This is a genomic window from Paramagnetospirillum marisnigri (assembly GCF_001650715.1).
Classification (GTDB): domain Bacteria; phylum Pseudomonadota; class Alphaproteobacteria; order Rhodospirillales; family Magnetospirillaceae; genus Phaeospirillum; species Phaeospirillum marisnigri.
Genome location: NZ_LWQT01000010.1, coordinates 128,309 through 147,982, shown reverse-complemented (window position 1 = coordinate 147,982; position 19,674 = coordinate 128,309). Strand labels below are relative to the sequence as shown.

The window sequence follows — 19,674 nt, the reverse complement described above, 5'->3', positions numbered from 1 at the left end:
CCGCCTTATTCCCTCCGCCTTGAAAAAAAGATCAGGCGCCCTTCAGCTTCTTCAGCGAGGCCACCAGGGTGTCACGGGTGAAGGGCTTGGCCACGTAGCCATCGGCCCCTTTCTCAAGGGCGACCTTCACGTCATCCAGATCGGTCTTGGCGGTGACCATGACCACCTTGACCCCGGGAATGCGCTGCTTGGCGCCTTCCAGAACCCCCATGCCGTCGATGCCGGGCATGATCCAGTCACAGATAATGATGTCGGGCCTGGCGGCGCCGCTGTCGAGCTTGGCCAGGGCGTCGGCGCCGTCCACGGCAGCCACCACCTTCTTGGCGCCGAGGCCGCGCAACAGGCTGGCTTCCAGCATGCGGGAACTGGACATGTCCTCCACCACCAGGAAGGTCTTGTCCGCCATCCAGGCGGTGAAGGCGTCGTCGAAAGTCTCGGTCATGGGGCGGTTCCTCGCTGGTGGCGCCTACAAACTTTCGTCTGTATGCGTAGACAAGAAATGCCACTTCGCGAGCCCGGGCTCAAGGGGAATGCGGAAAGAAATAAGGGGGCCGAAGCCCCCTTATTCCAAAGAACCCACCAAGCATCGCTCAGGCGGTGCCCGACGAGCCGCTGGCGCCCAGGGCCGCCTGGGCGGCGGCCAGACGGGCGATCGGCACCCGGTAAGGCGAGCACGAGACGTAATCGAGACCGGCGATCTGGCAGAAGGCGATGGAGGCGGGATCGCCGCCATGCTCGCCGCAAATGCCGAGCTTGAGGCCGGGATGGGTGGCGCGGCCACGTTCGGCGGCGATCTTGATCAGTTCGCCGACGCCAGCCTGGTCCAGGCTGGCGAAGGGGTCATGCTCGTAGATGCCCTTCTGCCGGTAGACCTCGATGAAGGGACCCGAGTCATCGCGGCTCATGCCGAAGGTGGTCTGGGTCAGATCATTGGTGCCGAACGAGAAGAACGCCGCCGTCTGGGCGATGTCCCCCGCCAGCAGGGCGGCGCGCGGCAGTTCGATCATGGTGCCGACCATATAGGGAACCGAATGGCCCATCTCGGCGAAGACAGCGGCGGCTTCCTTGTCCACCGCGGCCTTCATCAGGTCCAGTTCCTTGCGGGCACCCACCAGCGGGATCATGACCTCGGGCACCACGGTGCGGCCGGTTTCATGACTGACATGCACCGCCGCCTCGAAGATGGCGCGGGCCTGCATCTCGTAGATTTCCGGATAGGTGATGCCGAGACGGCAACCGCGATGGCCCAGCATGGGATTGCTTTCGTGCAGGGCGGCGCTGCGGGCCTTCACCGTGGCGACATCGACCCCGGCGGCCGTGGCCACCTCGGCGATGTCCTCCTCGGTCACCGGCAGGAATTCGTGCAGCGGCGGGTCCAGCAGTCGGATGGTCACCGGCAGCCCCTGCATGATCTCGAACAGATCGACGAAGTCCTGGCGCTGATAGGGCAGCAGCTTGGCCAGGGCGGCGCGGCGGCCCTTCTCGGTCTCGGCCAGGATCATCTCGCGCATGGCGATGATGCGCTTGGGATCGAAGAACATGTGCTCGGTGCGGCACAGGCCGATACCCTCGGCGCCGAACTTGCGGGCCGTGCCCGCATCCAGCGGGGTTTCCGCATTGGCGCGGACCTTCAGGGTGCGGATGGTGTCGACCCATTCCATCAATGTGGCGAAATCGCCGGTCATCTCGGGCTGGATGGTGGGTACCGCGCCCAGGAACACCTCGCCAGTGGAACCGTCCAGGGTGATGACCTCACCCTCCTTCACCACCTGCCCCATCACCTTCAAGGTCTTGGCGGCGTAGTCGACCCGAATCTCACCGCAACCCGCGACGCAGGGCGTGCCCATGCCGCGCGCCACCACGGCGGCGTGGCTGGTCATGCCGCCCCGGGTGGTCAGGATACCTTCCGAGACATGCATGCCGCCGATATCCTCGGGGCTGGTCTCGATCCGGACCAGGATGACCTTTTCCTTCTTATTGGTGACCCAATCCTCGGCCTCGTCGGCGGAGAACACCACCTTGCCCGAAGCCGCGCCCGGCGAGGCCGGCAGGCCGCGCGCCAGCATCTTGCGCGGCGCCTTGGGGTCGAGGGTGGGGTGCAGCAACTGGTCCAGCGAAGCGGGATCGATGCGCTTGATGGCGTCCTTGCGGGTGATGACGCCTTCGCGCGCCATGTCGACGGCGATCTTCAGCGCCGCCTTGGTGGTGCGCTTGCCGGTGCGGGTCTGGAGCATCCACAGACGGTTCTGCTGAACCGTGAACTCCATGTCCTGCATGTCCTTGTAGTGCGCCTCCAGCTTGTGGCGCACCGCGTTCAACTGCTTGAACACTTCGGGCATGCACTCTTCCATGGCGGGCAGGTCGGAACTCTGGGCCTGCTTGCCGGAAATGGTCAGCTGCTGCGGCGTGCGGATGCCCGCCACCACGTCCTCGCCCTGGGCGTTGACCAGGAACTCGCCATAGAACTCGTTATCGCCATTGGAGGGATTGCGGGTGAAGCAGACGCCGGTCGAGCAATCCTCGCCCATATTGCCGAACACCATGCTCTGCACATTGACGGCGGTGCCCCAGCTTTCCGGAATCTCGTGCAGGCGGCGATAGGTGATGGCGCGTTGGTTCATCCAGGACCCGAACACGGCGCCGACAGCGCCCCACAACTGCTCGTGCACGTCCTGGGGGAAGGGCTTGCCGATCTGTTCCTTCACCTTGTCCTTGTACTTGGCGACCACCTTCTTCCAGTCGTCGGCGGTGAGGTCGGTATCCAGGCGATAGCCCTTGTCCTCCTTCACCTCCTCCAGCACTTCCTCGAAATTGTGATGGTCGATGCCCAGCACCACGTTGGAAAACATCTGGATGAAGCGGCGATAGCTGTCATAGGCAAAGCGGGCATCGCCCGAGCGGGCGGCCAGGCCTTCCACCGATTTGTCGTTGAGGCCCAGGTTGAGGATGGTGTCCATCATGCCGGGCATGGACGCCCGCGCGCCCGAGCGCACCGAGACCAGCAGCGGATTGGCTTCATCGCCGAATTTGAGACCGATGATGCTCTCAACCTGCGCCAGGGCGGCCAGAACCTCGTCCTTCAAGGACGGCGGATAGGCCTCGCCATTAGCGTAGTAGTAGGTGCAGACCTCGGTACTGATGGTGAAGCCGGGCGGAACCGGAATGCCCAGCGCGCTCATCTCAGCCAGGTTGGCGCCCTTGCCCCCCAACAGATTCTTCATGTCGGCGCGGCCCTCGGCCTTGCCGCCGCCGAAGCTGTAGACCCACTTTTCCATGGTCGTCCTCACTCCCAACTGGTCTTACCGGACTTAAGTGATAATGCGCCTTCCCAGGCGGTCTGCATAGGGGTGGAGCCCCTTACCCCTCCACCTTGGAGACATCGGCCAGCCGGCCCATGGCGGCACCGATGGCGGCCAGCAGCTTCAGGCGGTTGACCCGCAGCGCCGGGTCATCGGCATTCACCGTCACCTTGTCGAAGAAGGCGTCCAGCGGACGGCGCAGGGTGGCCAGCGCCGCCATGGCAGCCTGGAAGTCCTCGGCCTTCAGCGCCGCGTCCACCTGGGGGCCGATACCGGCCAGGGCCTCGGCCAAGGCCTTCTCCTCGGGCAGTTGCAGGCCCTCGGGGGTACCCGTATAGGTGACGCCGTCCTTCTTTTCCTCGATGCGCACGATATTGGCGGCGCGGCGATAGGCTACCAGCAGATTGGCGCCATCGTCCGAGGCCAGGAAGGCGGCCAGGGCATCGACCCGGGCCAGCAGCCGCACCAGATCGTCCTCCCCACCAAGCGCGAACACCGCGTTGATCAGGTCGTGGCGAACGCCCTTTTCCTTCAGCGCGACCGTCAGGCGGTCGGCGAAAAAGGCCATCAGGTCGGAGGCGACACTGGCCGCATCGGCGGTCAGCGCCGACTCGAAGCTCTTATGAGCTTCGGTGAACAGCGTCCGCAGCGACACCCGCAATCCGTTCTCGACGATCAGCCGGATGACGCCGAGCGCGGCGCGGCGCAGCGCGAAGGGGTCCTTGGAGCCGGTCGGCTTCTCGTCGATGCCGAAGAAACCCACCAGCGAGTCGATCTTGTCGGCCAGCGACACCGCCACCGAGGCCAGGGCGGTGGGGCAGGAATCGCTCGGCCCCAGCGGCGAGTAGTGCTCGGCGATGGCATTGGCCACCTCCGGGTTGAGGCCGTCGTTCAGCGCGTAATAGCGGCCCATGATGCCCTGGAGCTCGGGGAACTCCCCCACCATCTCCGACGACAGGTCGGCCTTGCACAGGGTGGCGGCCACCAGGGCGTTGGTGCGTTGCTCCAGGCTCATGAAGCCCATGGCACCCACCAGATTCTGGATGCGGACCACCTTGTCGGCCAGGGTGCCGAGCTTGGCGTAGAACAGCCGCTCGTCCAGCTTGCCCAGGCGGCTCTGCAAACTGTGCTTGCGGTCGGTGTCCCAGAAGAACTTGGCATCCGAGAGCCGGGCGCGCAGCACCCGCTGGTTCCCGGCGACAACCGCCTTGCCGCCATCCGAAGTTTCCATGTTGGAGACCACGATGAAGCGCGGTGCCAGCGAGCCGTCGGCCTTCAGCAGCGAGAAATACTTCTGGTGCGAGCGCATTGAGGTGATCAGCACCTCGGCGGGTACATCCATGAAGGCGTCGTCGATGGAACCGATCAACGGCACCGGCCATTCCACCAGCCCCGAGACCTCGGCGAGCAGACCGTCATCGGCCTTCAGCGTCAGTCCCTCCGCCGCCGCCAGCGCCTCGGCACCGGACAGGATGGCGTGGCGGCGCTCCACCGGGTCCAGCATGACCTTGGCATGGCGCAGCTTGTTGAGATAGTCGGCGAAATCCTTGACCCGGAAGGTCTCGGGGGCCAGGAAGCGATGACCGGCGGTCAGGTCGCCCGCCGCGACCGGCCCGAACGCCACCGGCACCACCTGACCGTCCAGCAGGCTGATGATGGACTGCACCGGGCGGACCCAGCGCACGGCATTGGCGCCCCAGCGCATGGATTTGGGCCAGGGGAAGTCGGCCATGGCGGCCTGCACCACCTCGGTCAGCACCTCGGCGGTGGGGCGGCCCTTCTTGTTGATGACCGCGAAATAGAACACGCCCTTGCCGGTATCGCGTTGCTCCAACTGCTCCACCGTCATGCCGGTGGACTTCAGGAAGCCGTCCATGGCCTGGGCGGGGGAGCCGACGCGGGGGCCGCGCTTTTCCTCCGACACATCGGGACCGGCCAGGGGCAGGCCCTCGATCACCAGCACCAGACGGCGCGGCGTGACATAGGCGCGGGCGGCCTCGAAACCGATGCCGTTCTTGCCCAGGCCATCGGTGACCATGCGGTGCAGGTCGTCGGCGGCGCGGGACTGCATGCGGGCGGGGATTTCCTCGGAGAGGATTTCCAGCAGATACTCGGCCATTGCTTTAGGCCTCCTTCTTGGTACGGGAGGCGAGCCAGCCCTCGCAGCAGGCCTTGGCCAGGGCGCGGACGCGGCCGATATAGGCCTGGCGCTCGGTCACCGAGATGACGCCCCGGGCGTCCAGCAGGTTGAAGCGGTGGCTGGCCTTGATGCACTGGTCATAGGCGGGCAGCGCCACTCCGGCGGCCAGCAGGTTCTGACACTCCTTCTCGGCGTCGAGGAAGTGTCGCAGCAGAATGTCGGTATCAGCATGTTCGAAGTTATGGGCCGAATATTCCTTCTCGGCCTGGAGGAAGACATCGCCGTAGGAGACGCCGTCGCCGTTGAAGTCCAGGTCATAGACGTTCTCGACGCCCTGGATATACATGGCCAGGCGTTCCAGGCCATAGGTCAGTTCCACCGCCACCGGATCGCATTCGATGCCGCCCACCTGCTGGAAATAGGTGAACTGGGTGACCTCCATGCCGTCGCACCACACTTCCCAGCCCAGGCCCCAGGCGCCCAGCGTCGGGCTTTCCCAGTCGTCCTCGACGAAGCGGATGTCATGGGCCAGCGGGTCGATGCCCAGGCGGCGCAGGCTTTCCAGGTAAAGCTCCTGGGAATTCTGCGGACTGGGCTTCAGCAGCACCTGATACTGGTAGTAATGCTGCAAGCGATTGGGATTCTCGCCATAGCGCCCGTCCTTGGGACGGCGCGATGGCTGGACATAGGCGCATTTCCAGTTATCCGGCCCCAGCGCGCGCAGCGTGGTGGCGGGGTGGAAGGTCCCTGCTCCAACCTCCATATCATATGGCTGGAGGATGACGCAGCCCTGCTCGGCCCAGAAGGCCTGGAGGGTGAGAATCAGGCTCTGGAAGCTGGGCTTCTTGGCCCCGATAATGCCCATGGGAATCCGCCGTTTTTCAGGAGTGGCAACAAATCCGTCGCAACCCTAGCGGCCAGCCCGGACTCGGTCAAGGGTGCCGCCGATGATGACAGGCCTGGGGAAATGCTCTACACAGGAGGCAAGTTTGAAACGTGATTTCGCACAGCGAAACAAGAGGAAACCATGACCGAAGTCCTGCTGGAACGCCCGCTTGACGGCGTCGCCCTGCTGCGCATTAACCGGCCCGAGGCCAAGAACGCCCTGAACGCCGAAGTGCGGCGCCTGCTGGCCGAGCATATGAGCGTCCTGGGATCGGACACATCGGTTCGCGCCGTGGTGCTGACCGGCAATTCCGAGGCCTTCGCCGCCGGAGCCGACATCAAGGACATGGCCGAGATCGGCGCCATCGAATTGATGCTGAGGAACAACCACCTGCTGTGGCGCACCATCGCCCAATGCCCCAAGCCGGTGATCGCTGCGGTCAATGGCTATGCCTTCGGCGGCGGCTGCGAACTGGCCATGCACGCCGACATCATCATCGCGGGCGAGAACGCCAGCTTCGCCCAGCCCGAGGTCAAGGTGGGCATCATGCCCGGCGCGGGCGGCACCCAGCGGCTGGTGCGCGCCGTGGGCAAATCGCGGGCCATGTGGCTGGCCATGACCGGCCAGGCCATCTCGGGGACCGAGGCCGCAGCCATGGGACTGGCGGCCCGGGTGGTGCCCGACGATCAGGTGCTGGAAACCGCGCTGGACATGGCCAAGACCATTTCGCGCATGCCGCCGCTGGCCATCGCCCAGATCAAGGAGGTGATGCTGGCGGGCATGGACGCGCCGCTGGATACCGCCCTGATGCTGGAACGCAAGGCCTTCCAGATGCTGTTCGCATCCCGCGACCAGAAGGAGGGCATGAAGGCCTTCCTGGAAAAGCGCAAGCCCGTCTATGAGGGACTCTAAGTCATGACTCTCGACGCCACTCGAACCGACCTGACCCTGGGACTGGTGGGAACCGGCGCCATGGGGCGCGGCATCGCCCAGATCGCCTGCGCCTCGGGCTGCACCGTCATCCTGGTGGATGCCCGCCCCGGCGCGGCGGCCGAGGCCCGCGACCACGTGCTGAAGATGCTGGGCAAGCTGGCTGAGAAGGGCAAGCTGGCGGCCGAAATCCTGGCCGCCGCCCCCGAGCGGCTGGTGGTGGCCTCGGGCACCGCAGATCTCGCCGCCGCCCATGTGGTGGTGGAGGCCGTGATCGAGGATCTGGGGGTCAAGCAGGCCCTGATCCGCGAGTTGGAAGCCATTGTCTCCGACACCTGCATCATCGCCTCCAACACCTCGTCGCTGTCGGTGACCGCCATCGCGGCGGCCGCCCGCCTGCCCGGCCGGGTAGCGGGTTTCCATTTCTTCAATCCGGTGCCGCTGATGAAGGTGGTCGAGGTCATCGACGGCATCGTCACCGATCCCTGGGTGGCCGATGCCTTGACCAGCCTTGCCAAGCGCATGGGCCATGCCCCGGTGCGGGCCAAGGACACGCCGGGCTTCATCGTCAACCATGCCGGGCGCGGCTATGGCACCGAGGCGCTGAAGCTGCTGGGCGAGGGCGTGGTGGAGGTGGAAGCCGCCGACCGCCTGCTGAAGGAGGCCGCCGGGTTCCGCATGGGGCCGTTCGAACTGCTGGACCTCACCGCGCTGGACGTCTCCCATCCGGTGATGGAAAGCATCTACGACCAGTATTACCAGGAGCCCCGCTACCGTCCCTCGCCCATCACCCGCACCCGGCTGGCCGCCGGGCTGCTGGGCCGCAAGGTGGGGCGCGGCTTCTATGTCTATGACGGCGACAAGCAACTTCTGACGCCGCCCCCCGCCGCTCCCGCCGCCCGACCCGGCACCGTCTGGGTGGCGCCGGGCGATGGCTGGGCCGCCGTCGCCACCCTGGCCGCCAAGCTGGGCGCCAGCGTCGAGGCCGGAGCCCGGCCCAGCGCCGAGGCCCTGTGCGTGGTGGCGCCCCTGGGCGAGGATTGCAGTTCGGCCTGTGTCCGCCTCGGTCTCGATCCCCGCCGCACCGTGGCGGTGGACCCGCTGTTCGGCCTCGATTCCCATCGCACCGTCATGACCAATCCCCTGACCAGCCCCGCCATGCGCGATGCCGCCTGGGGCCTGTTCGCCGCCGACGGCAAGCCGGTGACGGTGATCAAGGACAGTACCGGCTTCGTCGCCCAGCGGGTGGTCGCCACCATCGTCAATATCGGCTGCGAGATCGCCCAGCAACGCATCGCCAGCCCCGACGACATCGACAAGGCGGTGACCCTGGGCCTGGGCTATCCCTTCGGCCCGCTGGCCTGGGGCGACCGCATCGGCCCGGAAAAGATTTTGGCGGTGCTGAAGGCCATCCATGGCATCACCGGCGACCCCCGCTACCGCGCCAGCCTGTGGCTGAAGCGCCGGGCGCAACTGGGAGCCTCGCTGCTGACGGCGGAGTGATTTCACCAAGCTGTCACTTGAGCGCGGTTGCCAGCCGTCCTACCCATGGCCCGAACCGGCAGGGAGGGACGAGATGCGCATCGCCATGGTCACGGACGCCTGGATGCCCCAACGCAACGGCGTGGTGCGGGTGCTGGGCAGTCTGACCGAGGGATTGCGCGGCCTGGGTCACGAGGTCGAGGTGATGGAGCCGTCCGGCTTCACCACCATGCCCTGCCCCAGCTATCCGGAAATTCCGCTGGCGTTGTTCCCCAAATCGCGGCTGCGCGAACGCCTGGACGTATTTCGGCCCGATGCCGTCCATCTCGCCACGGAAGGGCCACTGGGCTGGGCGGCGCGCGCCTGGTGCCTGGAACGGGGCTATCCCTTCACCACCGCCTATCACACCAAATTCCCGGAATATGTGCGGGCGCGCACCGGCGTGCCGCTGTCCTGGCCCTATGCGGTGATGCGTCGCTTCCACGGCCCCGCCGCCGCCACTTTGTGCCCGTCGCCCTCGGTCTATCGCGAGCTGCAGGAGTGGAACTTCCCGGCGGCGGTGGAGTGGTCGCACGGGGTCGACATCGACACCTTCCGGCCGCGCGGCAAGGATTTCCTCGACCTGCCCCGCCCCATCTTCATGTATGTGGGCCGGGTGGCAGTGGAAAAGAACCTGCCCGCCTTCCTGTCCCTGGACCTGCCCGGCTCCAAGGTGGTGGTGGGCGACGGCCCGGCCCGTGCCGGGTTGATGAAGCGCTTTCCCGATTGCCATTTCCGCATCGTCAATGGGGATGACGAGTTGTCCTCGGCCTTTTCTGCCGCCGATGTCTTCGTCTTTCCCAGCCTGACCGACACCTTCGGTCTGGTGATGCTGGAAGCCCTGGCCTCTGGCGTCCCGGTGGCGGCCTTTCCGGTCACCGGGCCGTTGGACGTGATCGGCGACGCGCCGGTGGGCGTTCTGTCCCATGACCTCAGGGAGGCGGCACTGCAGGCACTGCACCTGTCGCCCGAGGATTGCCGCGCCCATGCCGCCCGCTTTTCCTGGGCAACAGTGACCGGCCAGTTCCTCGAGCATCTGCACCCGATCAGTCGTTGAGTTTTGCGGCCGTATCATCGACACTGGCGCCTTCATCGGTACCAGAGGAGAACCGCCTTGAAAGTCGTTCCCGCCGCCGTCTGCGCCGCCCTGATCTGGACCGCCTGGACCGCGCCCCTGTCGGCGGCGACCGGAGCAGCCACCAAGGCCGGTTGCGCCAGCACCGAACAAGTCACCGCAGCCCAACTGCGTCAGTTCCACTACCAACTTCAGGTGGCGGCTTTGAACTGCCGGGCCGACGATCCCAGCCTGCCCGGCAAGTGGCAGAGTTACATCCAGCGCCATGCAGCCACTCTGAGCGAGAATGCGGGCATCCTGCTACGCTTCTTCAAGAGTGCCTCTGCCTTCGATCGGCACAATACCATCCTGACCAACCGGGAATCAGTCACCGTTCACGAAATCAATGGTTATTGTGAGATGCGGGCACCGCAGTTCGACAAGGCGGTCAGCCTGACCGGGTCGCAACTGGCCACCTATGCCGCCGAGGTGGTGGGCTCGCCCGACAACATCCGTCCCTGCCGCGATCCCAAGCCCCAGAAGGCCGACGCGCCGGCTTCCGCAAAGCCGAAAAAGACCGCCAGCAAGGACGACTGATCACAGCGGGATCAGGCCACGCGCCACCGCCTCGGCCACCAGCCGGATCTTGGACGCCACCCCCAGCTTGCGGCGGCAATTGCTCAGGTGGAATTCCACCGTCTTGGGCGAAATCCCCACCAGGACCGAGGTCTCCCATGAGGTCTTTCCCCTGGCCGCCCACAGCAGCACCTCGCGTTCGCGCGCCGACAGGGATGGGCCTTCGGTGGCGGCGTCAGCCCTGGCCAGGGCGGTGAAAATCTTGACGAACCCCCCATCGGGCATGGGCTTGCCACGAACCCGCAACAACAGCCCATTGGGGCGCCGCCGCTCATAGGTGTCGTGCAGCAGGGACAGACGCTGGCCGACGATGATGCGACGCTCGCCGGAGCCGTGTTCGCCGCGCGCAATGTTGAAATCGACGAAATCCAGGAACGGCGTCCCCGGCCGCATCAGACCGGCGGGAAAGTCCAGCAGGTCCACAAAGGCCCGGTTCCAGGCCGTCAGGCGCTGGCTCGCATCGAAACTGGCGATACCGTCATCAAGGGCATCGAGAATCTGTTGCCGCATGGCCGCCCTGCCCCCCTGGAAGTCCTCCCAGTTTACGCCCCGCCAGAATCATCTAGGCTGCCGGAGCCCCCCTACTGTCCTGGAAGGTAGCCATGAAGTCCAGTCCCAGCGTTGGAGATCACCACCGCTTCGCATTCGTCGTCACAGACGCCAAGACGGTACCCAGCCTGTACCCCGAGTCAGAGGACTTTTGCGCCATGCCGCCTGTCTTCGCCACCGGCTTCATGGTCGGTCTCATGGAGTGGGCCTGCATCGACGCCTTGAAACCCCACCTTGAGGATGGAGAGGGCAGCCTGGGCATCGCCATCGAGGTCAACCATGTCGCCGCCACCTTGCCCGGCCAAACCGTCACCGTTGACGTCCATTGCATCGAGGCAGAAGGCAACCGCCTGGGCTGGCGGGTCTCGGCTCATGACGGCATTGATCTAATCGGAGAAGGGACCCATCGCCGTGCCGTGGTGGCATGGGAACGGTTCAACCAGCGACTGGCGGCTAAGCGAAAACGTCTCTAATCCTCGTCCTCGGCCTTGCGCCGGGCGGCTTCCCAGTCGCGGGGCAGAATCATGTCGGCGGCCCACAACCCCTTCTTGCCCTGGACCGCCTGTTTCTGGGCGTCGGCATAGGGGCCGTCCTTGGCGGCGCGAGCCAGCCCGGCTTGGATCAGCTGGCGGCCCAGATCCCCGTCCGAATTACGGCAGCGCCCCCATAGGAAGCCAGACGCCGCGTCGACGATCTCGCAGGCCACCCCCTTGGCCACCATCTCGGCCATGCGCTTCCGGGCCGGACGAGCGCAGTCGAATTCCTCCTTGGCCGCCTTGCTGGCACACAGATCCTTGCGGGCGGGCGCCGTCACCCCCACCAGGGCGACATGCAGGCCGCGCAGTTGCACCGAGCCGCCATCGAAGCCTTCCACCTTGCCCCAGACGCAGGCCCCGCCCTCCCCGTCCTCGGGGCATTTCGGCGGCGCAGGCGCCACCACCACCGGAGCCGCGGCAGGTGGCGGCGAGGGTTGGCCCGCCGCCATGCAAGGGCTCGTCATCAGCAAAGCAAATAGCGGAATGATGGTCTGTCGCATGCACGCGACCATAGCACGACGCCCCGCCGCTGGACAGTGCGCGCCCGCGCGGGGTAAAACCCTTGTCCTTGCCCTTTCTGCCTGCGATGGAAACCATGCCGACAGCCAATGACATCCGCAAAACGTTCCTCGATTTCTTCGCGAAGAACGGCCATGCCGTGGTGGCGTCCAGTCCGCTGGTTCCCCGCAACGACCCCACCTTGATGTTCACCAATGCGGGCATGGTGCAGTTCAAGAACGTCTTCACCGGGGTCGAGAAGCGCGACTATGTCCGCGCCGCCACCTCGCAGAAATGCGTGCGCGCCGGCGGCAAGCACAACGACCTGGACAATGTGGGCTATACCGCGCGTCACCACACCTTCTTCGAGATGCTGGGCAATTTCTCGTTCGGCGACTACTTCAAGGACCAGGCCATCGAGCATGCCTGGACCCTGATCACCAAGGATTTCGGCATCGACAAGAGCCGCCTGCTGGTCACCGTCTATCACGACGACGACGAGGCCGCCTCGGCCTGGAAGAAGATCGCGGGCCTGCCCGAATCCCGCATCATCCGCATTCCCACCTCGGATAATTTCTGGGCCATGGGCGATACCGGCCCCTGCGGTCCCTGTTCGGAAATCTTCTACGACCACGGCGATCACATCCCCGGCGGCCCGCCCGGCAGCCCCGACCAGGATGGCGACCGCTTCATCGAAATCTGGAATCTAGTGTTCATGCAGTTCGAGCAGGTGGACAAGGACACCCGCGTGCCGCTGCCCAAACCCTCCATCGACACCGGCATGGGGCTGGAGCGCCTCGCCGCCCTGCTGCAGGGCAAGCACGACAACTACGACGTCGACCTGCTGCGCGCCCTGATCATGGCCTCGGCCGAGGCCTCGGGCACCGATCCCGATGGCCCGCACAAGGTCTCGCACCGGGTGGTGGCCGACCATCTGCGCTCAAGCTCCTTCCTGATCGCCGATGGCGTGCTGCCCTCCAATGAGGGCCGTGGCTATGTCCTGCGGCGCATCATGCGCCGGGCCATGCGCCACGCCCATCTGATGGGCGCGACTGAGCCCATGCTCTACAAGCTGTTCCCCGCCCTGGCCCGCCAAATGGGCGAGGCCTATCCCGAGCTGATCCGCGCCCAGTCGCTGATCACCGAGACCCTGAAGCTGGAGGAAACCCGCTTCAAGGCCACCCTGGACAAGGGCCTGAAGCTGCTGGAGGAAGAGACCGGCAAGATGGGCGACGGCGCCAAGCTGGCGGGCGAGGTCGCCTTCAAACTCTATGACACCTACGGCTTCCCCCTGGACCTGACCCAGGACGCCCTGAAGGCCAAGGGGCTGGGCGTCGACACCGACGGCTTCAACGCCGCCATGGAGCGCCAGCGCGCCGAGGCCCGCAAGGCGTGGTCCGGTTCCGGCGAGGCCGCCACCGAAACCCTGTGGTTCGAACTGCGGGAAAAACTGGGCGCCTCGGAATTCCTGGGCTACGACGCCGAGCAGGCCGAGGGCAAGATCATCGCCCTGGTGGAGAACGGCAAGAGCGTCGAGGCCGTCCATCCCGGCCATTCCGTCGCCGTCATCGCCAACCAGACCCCGTTCTATGGTGAATCCGGCGGCCAGATGGGCGATACCGGCATAATCACCGTGGCGGGCGGCAAGGCCCTGATCACCGTCACCGATACCCAGAAGAAGCTGGGCGACCTGATCGTCCATTTCGGCACCGTCGAGGGCGGGCCGGTGGCGGTGGGCGAGGATGCCCATTTCGCCATCGATATCGGCCGACGCGATGCCACCCGCGGCCATCACTCCGCCACCCATCTGCTGCACTCCGCCCTGCGCGAGACCCTGGGCGACCACGTCACCCAGAAGGGCAGCCAGGTGGGGCCCGAGCGGCTGCGCTTCGACTTCGCCCACAACAAGGCGCTGTCGGCCGAGGAAGCCCGCAAGGTGGAAGCCCTGGTCAATGCCCAGATCTGGGGCAATGCCGAGGTCGCCACCAAGGTCATGACTCCCGACGACGCCATCAAGGCCGGTGCCATGGCCCTGTTCGGCGAGAAATACGGCGACGAGGTCCGGGTGGTCTCCATGGGCGAGTTCTCCACCGAACTGTGCGGCGGCACCCATGCCCGGCGAACCGGCGATATCGGCGGTTTCAAAATCGTGGCCGAAAGCGCCGTGGCGGCGGGCGTGCGCCGCATCGAGGCGGTGACCGGCCCGGCCTTCCTGGCCTGGGCGCAAGGACAGGAAGAGTTGCTGAGCCGTGCCGCCGAGGTGCTGAAGGCGGCCCCCGCCGACCTGCCCGCCCGCATCAGCGCCATGATCGAGGACCGGCGCAAGCTGGAACGCGAACTGGCCGAGACCCGCAAGCAGCTGGCGACCGGCGGCGGCCAGGGGGCGGCCACCAAGACCGTGGCGGGCGTCACTTTCGCGGGCAAGGTGCTGGACAATGTTCCGGCCAAGGACCTGAAAGGCATGGCCGACGAGATCAAGAAGCAGATCGGATCGGGCGTCATCGTGCTGGTGGGCACCGCCGACGGCAAGGCCTCCATCGTGGTCTCGGTCACCGACGACCTGACCGGGCGTTTCAGCGCCGTCGATCTGGTTCGTATCGGCTCGGAAGCCCTGGGCGGCAAGGGCGGCGGCGGTCGCGCCGACATGGCCCAGGCGGGCGGTCCGGATGTGACGGCAGCCCAGACGGCCATCGACAGGATCGAGACCTCCATCGCGGGCTGACCGCCGCCCTTCCCCCTCTACGCATTTCGGCATAGGCTACCCCTCTAACTCTATTTGGTTCGAGGGATAGCCTATGAAGAAAGCTCTATTGGCGGCCTGTGCCGCCTGGCCAATGCTGACAGGCGCCGCCCTGGCCGCCGATGGATCCGGCCTCGGTACCGTATTGAAGGATGCCGCGACCCAGGCGGCCGGACAAGCCGCCAAGGATACCATCGACAAGACCGTTAAGCCGTCCGATCGTGAATCCCGCGATCGCGACCGAGATCGCGGTGGCAAGGATCGCGACTATCGCGACAAGGACCGCGACAAGGACCGCGACAAGGACCGCGACAAGGACCGTGACTATCGCGACCGCCGGGATGCGCCCGGCAACTCCTATGAGCATCGGCGGGATGGACGCGGCCGTGACGACAATCCAGGCCGTGGGCGGGGACGCGACCGGGACTGAGGACAAATAAAAACGCCGACCGCTTCTGCGGTCGGCGTTTGCATAACTGGAAGAACGCGGCAGCTTACTGCACGGCGTCCTTCAGGCCCTTGCCAGCCTTGAACTTCGGCTGCTTGGAGGCGGGAATCTTGATCTTGTCGCCGGTGCGGGGGTTGCGTCCCTCGGACGCCGCGCGCTCCGCAACCGCGAAGGTGCCAAACCCAACAAGGCGAACTTCGCTTCCGCCCTTCAACGCATCGGTAATCGCCTGGAAAACGCCGTCGACGGCCTTGGCCGCATCGGACTTGGACAAACCGCTGGCACCCGCCACCGCCGTCACGAGATCGTTCTTGTTCACTGATGGCCCCCTTCGTTTAACCAAGAGTGATGGCCGCTAGGTCCAGGCCATCAAATCGGATGGGGCAGTCTAATTCAGGCGATCGGAAATCGTCAATTGGCAATAGTTCTGAAACAGGCGGAAACGCTTGATTATCACCATGGGCACAATCGAAACCAAGACGGCCGCTCCAATGGAGCGGCCGTCAGAGGCGATGCCTTGTTTCAACTGATCAGTGCGTGACCACGCCGCTGCCGGAGGTATCAGCCTCCTTGGCCACCTTGGGCTCGGTCACCTCTTCGGATTCCTCCCACTCGATGGGAACCGGCATGCAGACCAGGGCGTGCTGCAGGACCTCATCCACTGTCGAAACCGGGATGATGGCGAGGCCCTTCTTGACGTTGTCGGGGATCTCGGCCAGGTCCTTCTCGTTCTCCTTGGGGATCAGCACGGTCTTGATGCCACCACGCAAGGCCGCCAGCAACTTTTCCTTGAGGCCGCCGATGGGCAGAACCCGACCGCGCAGGGTGATCTCGCCGGTCATGGCCACATCACGGCGCACGGGAATGCCGGTCAATACCGACACGATGGTGGTGCACATGGCGACACCGGCCGAGGGTCCGTCCTTGGGCGTGGCGCCTTCCGGCACATGGACGTGGATATCGCGCTTCTCGAACACCGATGGCTTGACGCCAAAGGTGACCGAGCGCGAGCGCACATAGGAGCGGGCGGCCTGCACCGATTCCTGCATCACGTCACCCAGCTTGCCGGTCTGGGCGAAGGTGCCCTTGCCCGGCATGCTGACCGCCTCGATGGTCAGCAGCTCGCCGCCCACCTCGGTCCAGGCCAGGCCGGTGACGACACCGACCAGATCGGTCTCCTCGACCTCGCCGAAGCGATAGCGGTGCACGCCCGCGTATTTTTCCAGGTTGCGCGGGGTGACCGCGACCTTGGTCTTGCGGGTCGAGACGATTTCCTTGACCGCCTTGCGGGCCAGATTCGCCAGTTCGCGTTCCATGCTGCGTACGCCCGCCTCGCGGGTATAGTAGCGCACGATATGGCGCAGGGCCTCGTCGCTGATGGACCATTCCCCGCTTTTCAACCCGGCGGCCTTGATCACCTTGGGCAACAGGTGGCGCTTGGAGATTTCCACCTTTTCGTCCTCGGTGTAGCCGGACAGGCGGATCAGCTCCATGCGGTCCAGCAGGGGCTGGGGCATGCGCATGGTATTGGCGGTGGTGACGAACATCACGTCGGACAGGTCGTAATCGACCTCCAGGTAATGGTCGTTGAAGGTCGAGTTCTGCTCGGGGTCCAGCACCTCCAGCAGGGCGGAAGCGGGATCGCCGCGCCAATCGGCACCCAGCTTGTCGATCTCGTCCAGCAGGAACAGCGGATTGGACGACTTGGCCTTCTTCATGCCCTGGACAATCTTGCCCGGCATGGAGCCGATATAGGTGCGGCGATGGCCGCGTACCTCGGCCTCGTCGCGGACGCCGCCCAGGCTCATGCGCACGAAATTGCGCCCGGTCGCCTTGGCGATGGACTTGCCCAGCGAGGTCTTGCCGACACCGGGCGGTCCCACCAGGCACAGGATGGGGCCGCGCACCTTCTCGGTACGGATCTGAACCGCCAGATATTCCAGGATGCGTTCCTTGACCTTCTCCAGGCCGTAATGGTCGGCGTTCAGCACCCGCTGCGCCAGCCCCACATCCTTCTTGACCTTGGTCCGCTTCTTCCACGGAATCGACAATATCCAGTCGAGATAGTTGCGCACCACGGTGGCCTCGGCCGACATGGGGCTCATGGACTTCAGCTTCTTCAGCTCGGCCAGGGCCTTCTCGCGCGCCTCGGTGGTCAGCTTGGTCTTGGCGATGCGTTCCTCGATTTCGGCGCCTTCGTCCTTGCCGTCCTCGGTCTCGCCCAGTTCCTTCTGGATCACCTTCAGCTGCTCGTTCAGATAGTATTCGCGCTGGGTCTTTTCCATCTGCCGCTTGACGCGGTTGCGGATCTTCTTTTCCACCTGAAGGACGCCGATCTCGCCCTCCATGTAGGAATAGACCCGCTCGAGGCGCTCGGCCACCACCTCGACCTCCAGCAGTTCCTGCTTCTCGGAGATCTTGAGGGCAAGATGCGAGGCGACGGTGTCGGCCAGCTTGGCGGAGTCCTCGATCTGGTTGATGGAGACCAGAACTTCCGGCGGAATCTTCTTGTTCAGCTTGATGTACTGCTCGAACTGGCTGACCACCGAACGGGACAGCGCCTCCAGTTCCTGGGCATCGCCGGCGCGTTCGTCAACCACCTCGGCATAGGCCTGGAAGAAGCTGTCATTGTCGGTGAAGCCGGTGATCTTGGCGCGCTTGCCACCTTCCACCAGCACCTTGACGGTACCGTCGGGCAGCTTCAGCAGTTGCAGCACCGTGGACACCGTGCCGACGGTGTAGATGTCGTCGGTGGTGGGGTCGTCCTGGGCGGCATTCTTCTGGGCGACCAGCAGGATCTGCTTGTCCTCGCGCATCACGTCTTCCAGCGCGCGGACAGACTTGTCACGTCCAACGAACAGCGGAACGATCATATGGGGAAAGACGACGATGTCACGAAGCGGAAGGACCGGGAAAATATCGCCACGCGGGTGTTCGACCATGCTGCCTCGCTCACGCCTGCGGACCGGGAACATCCCGAACCGCGGAAAAATCTATAACCAATAGCTGGGGGGCTTTCTGCCGCCGTCAAGTGCTGCGGGCCGCGCGCGGTTCGGCGGCCCGCTGGTCCTCAGGCACTGGCGCCGTTTTCCTCGCGGCGTTCCGAGTAGATGAACAGCGGCTGGGCCCGCCCTTCCACCACTTCCTTGTTGATCACCACCTCGTCCACCGCGTCCAGACCGGGAAGGTCGAACATGGTGTCCAGCAGGATGGTTTCCATGATGGACCGCAGACCACGCGCGCCGGTCTTGCGGGCGATGGCCTTCTCGGCGATGGCCTTGAGCGCGTCCTCGCTGAAGGAGAGCTTCACCTCCTCCATCTCGAACAGGCGCTGGTACTGCTTGACCAGGGCGTTCTTGGGCTTGGACAGGATGTCGATCAGGGCGCTGACATCCAGATCCTCGAGGGTGGCCAGCACCGGCAGGCGGCCAACGAATTCGGGGATCAGGCCGAATTTCAGCAGATCCTCGGGCTCGACCTCGCGCAGGATTTCCCCGGTACGGCGCTCGTCGGGACCACGCACATCGGCGCCGAAGCCGATGGAGGTGCCCCGCCCGCGCGAGCCGATGATCTTTTCCAGACCGGCGAAGGCACCACCGCAGATGAACAGTATATTGGTGGTATCCACCTGCAGGAATTCCTGCTGGGGATGCTTGCGCCCACCCTGGGGCGGCACCGAGGCAACGGTGCCTTCCATGATCTTCAGCAGCGCCTGCTGCACGCCCTCGCCCGACACGTCACGGGTAATGGACGGGTTGTCGGACTTGCGGCTGATCTTGTCCACTTCGTCGATATAGACGATGCCGCGCTGGGCCCGCTCCACATTGTATTCGGCGGCCTGCAGCAGCTTGAGGATGATGTTCTCCACGTCCTCGCCCACATAACCGGCTTCGGTCAGGGTGGTGGCGTCGGCCATGGTGAAGGGCACGTCCAGGATGCGGGCCAGGGTCTGGGCCAGCAAGGTCTTGCCGCAGCCGGTGGGGCCGATCAGCAGGATGTTGGACTTGGCCAGCTCGACTTCGTTGCTCTTTCCGCCGTGCTGGAGCCGCTTGTAGTGATTGTGGACCGCGACCGACAGAACCTTCTTGGCGTGACTCTGGCCGATGACGTAATCGTCGAGGACGGCGCAGATGTCCTTGGGGGTCGGCACGCCATCGCGCGAGCGGACCAGATGGGTCTTGTGCTCCTCGCGGATGATGTCCATGCAAAGCTCGACGCATTCATCACAGATGAACACCGTCGGCCCGGCGATGAGCTTCCGAACCTCGTGCTGGCTCTTTCCACAGAACGAGCAGTACAAGGTGTTCTTGGAATCGCCGCTGGTGGACTTGGTCATCGAAACTCCATTAATTCAATGGCGGCCGCTTCCGCGACAGCCATGTTAGCCACAGCAGCATACGCCAGACAATCACAATTCTTCCCTAGCCCCATACGGAA

16 protein-coding genes are annotated in these 19,674 nt (G+C 65.1%); 7 read left to right on the top strand and 9 right to left on the bottom strand.

All coding sequences use genetic code 11. The features are described 5' to 3' along the window. Positions 1 to 31 precede the first annotated feature (31 nt). The 4 genes from A6A04_RS00630 to A6A04_RS00615 form a co-directional block, all read right to left on the bottom strand. Positions 32 to 442 (bottom strand): response regulator transcription factor, encoded by a 411-nt coding sequence (locus tag A6A04_RS00630; RefSeq protein ID WP_082914586.1) that lies wholly within the window; start codon positions 440 to 442, stop codon positions 32 to 34. A 148-nt stretch (positions 443 to 590) separates the two neighbouring features. Continuing rightward, complete coding sequence (gene ppdK / locus A6A04_RS00625; RefSeq protein ID WP_068489318.1) at positions 591 to 3,275, bottom strand: pyruvate, phosphate dikinase; 2,685 nt, start codon at positions 3,273 to 3,275, stop codon at positions 591 to 593. 82 nt (positions 3,276 to 3,357) lie between these two features. Further along, complete coding sequence (gene glyS, locus A6A04_RS00620; RefSeq protein WP_068489317.1) at positions 3,358 to 5,418, bottom strand: glycine--tRNA ligase subunit beta; 2,061 nt, start codon at positions 5,416 to 5,418, stop codon at positions 3,358 to 3,360. Positions 5,419 to 5,422: 4 nt separating this feature from the next. Next, positions 5,423 to 6,304, bottom strand: coding sequence for a glycine--tRNA ligase subunit alpha (locus A6A04_RS00615; protein ID WP_068489316.1), 882 nt, complete (start codon positions 6,302 to 6,304; stop codon positions 5,423 to 5,425). Positions 6,305 to 6,466: 162 nt separating this feature from the next. Here A6A04_RS00615 and A6A04_RS00610 point away from each other — a divergent pair, with 162 nt between their 5' ends. From A6A04_RS00610 to A6A04_RS00595, 4 genes are all read left to right on the top strand, one after another. Further along, complete coding sequence (locus tag A6A04_RS00610) at positions 6,467 to 7,237, top strand: enoyl-CoA hydratase (RefSeq protein WP_068489315.1); 771 nt, start codon at positions 6,467 to 6,469, stop codon at positions 7,235 to 7,237. 3 nt (positions 7,238 to 7,240) lie between these two features. Beyond that, on the top strand, positions 7,241 to 8,758 hold the full coding sequence (locus A6A04_RS00605) for a 3-hydroxyacyl-CoA dehydrogenase (protein WP_068489314.1): 1,518 nt from the start codon (positions 7,241 to 7,243) through the stop codon (positions 8,756 to 8,758). 73 nt (positions 8,759 to 8,831) lie between these two features. After that, positions 8,832 to 9,833, top strand: coding sequence for a glycosyltransferase family 4 protein (locus A6A04_RS00600; protein WP_068489313.1), 1,002 nt, complete (start codon positions 8,832 to 8,834; stop codon positions 9,831 to 9,833). Positions 9,834 to 9,890: 57 nt separating this feature from the next. Further along, entirely contained in the window at positions 9,891 to 10,427 is a 537-nt protein-coding gene (locus tag A6A04_RS00595; protein ID WP_216636065.1) for a heme utilization protein, read from the top strand. Here the strand turns inward: A6A04_RS00595 and A6A04_RS22805 are convergent, their stop codons facing one another. Then, positions 10,428 to 10,976: a PAS-domain containing protein gene (locus A6A04_RS22805; protein WP_068489312.1), complete on the bottom strand. Its 549-nt coding sequence runs from the start codon at positions 10,974 to 10,976 to the stop codon at positions 10,428 to 10,430. Positions 10,977 to 11,068: 92 nt separating this feature from the next. On the opposite strand from A6A04_RS22805, the gene A6A04_RS00585 reads away from it, so the two are divergent. Then, positions 11,069 to 11,488 (top strand): thioesterase family protein, encoded by a 420-nt coding sequence (locus tag A6A04_RS00585; protein ID WP_068489311.1) that lies wholly within the window; start codon positions 11,069 to 11,071, stop codon positions 11,486 to 11,488. Here A6A04_RS00585 and A6A04_RS00580 read toward each other — a convergent pair. Beyond that, the gene (locus A6A04_RS00580; protein WP_245651034.1) at positions 11,485 to 12,000 is read right to left on the bottom strand and encodes a thermonuclease family protein; all 516 of its coding nucleotides are present in this window, start codon (positions 11,998 to 12,000) and stop codon (positions 11,485 to 11,487) included. The two genes, A6A04_RS00585 and A6A04_RS00580, sit on opposite strands and share 4 nt — an antisense overlap. 146 nt (positions 12,001 to 12,146) lie before the next feature. On the opposite strand from A6A04_RS00580, the gene alaS reads away from it, so the two are divergent. Next, on the top strand, positions 12,147 to 14,771 hold the full coding sequence (gene alaS / locus A6A04_RS00575; protein WP_068489309.1) for an alanine--tRNA ligase: 2,625 nt from the start codon (positions 12,147 to 12,149) through the stop codon (positions 14,769 to 14,771). Between the two features lie 73 nt (positions 14,772 to 14,844). After that, positions 14,845 to 15,219, top strand: a complete 375-nt coding sequence (locus A6A04_RS00570; RefSeq protein ID WP_068489308.1) for a hypothetical protein — start codon at positions 14,845 to 14,847, stop codon at positions 15,217 to 15,219. Between the two features lie 64 nt (positions 15,220 to 15,283). Here A6A04_RS00570 and A6A04_RS00565 read toward each other — a convergent pair whose 3' ends face one another. The 3 genes from A6A04_RS00565 to clpX all read right to left on the bottom strand — a co-directional run bounded on the left by A6A04_RS00565 (position 15,284) and on the right by clpX (position 19,573). Then, positions 15,284 to 15,556, bottom strand: coding sequence for an HU family DNA-binding protein (locus tag A6A04_RS00565; RefSeq protein ID WP_068489307.1), 273 nt, complete (start codon positions 15,554 to 15,556; stop codon positions 15,284 to 15,286). Positions 15,557 to 15,767: 211 nt separating this feature from the next. Then, a complete protein-coding gene (lon, locus tag A6A04_RS00560) occupies positions 15,768 to 18,179 on the bottom strand; it encodes an endopeptidase La (protein WP_068489306.1) in 2,412 nt (803 codons plus the stop codon). Between the two features lie 128 nt (positions 18,180 to 18,307). Further along, a complete protein-coding gene (clpX, locus tag A6A04_RS00555) occupies positions 18,308 to 19,573 on the bottom strand; it encodes an ATP-dependent Clp protease ATP-binding subunit ClpX (protein WP_068489305.1) in 1,266 nt (421 codons plus the stop codon). Positions 19,574 to 19,674 lie beyond the last annotated feature (101 nt).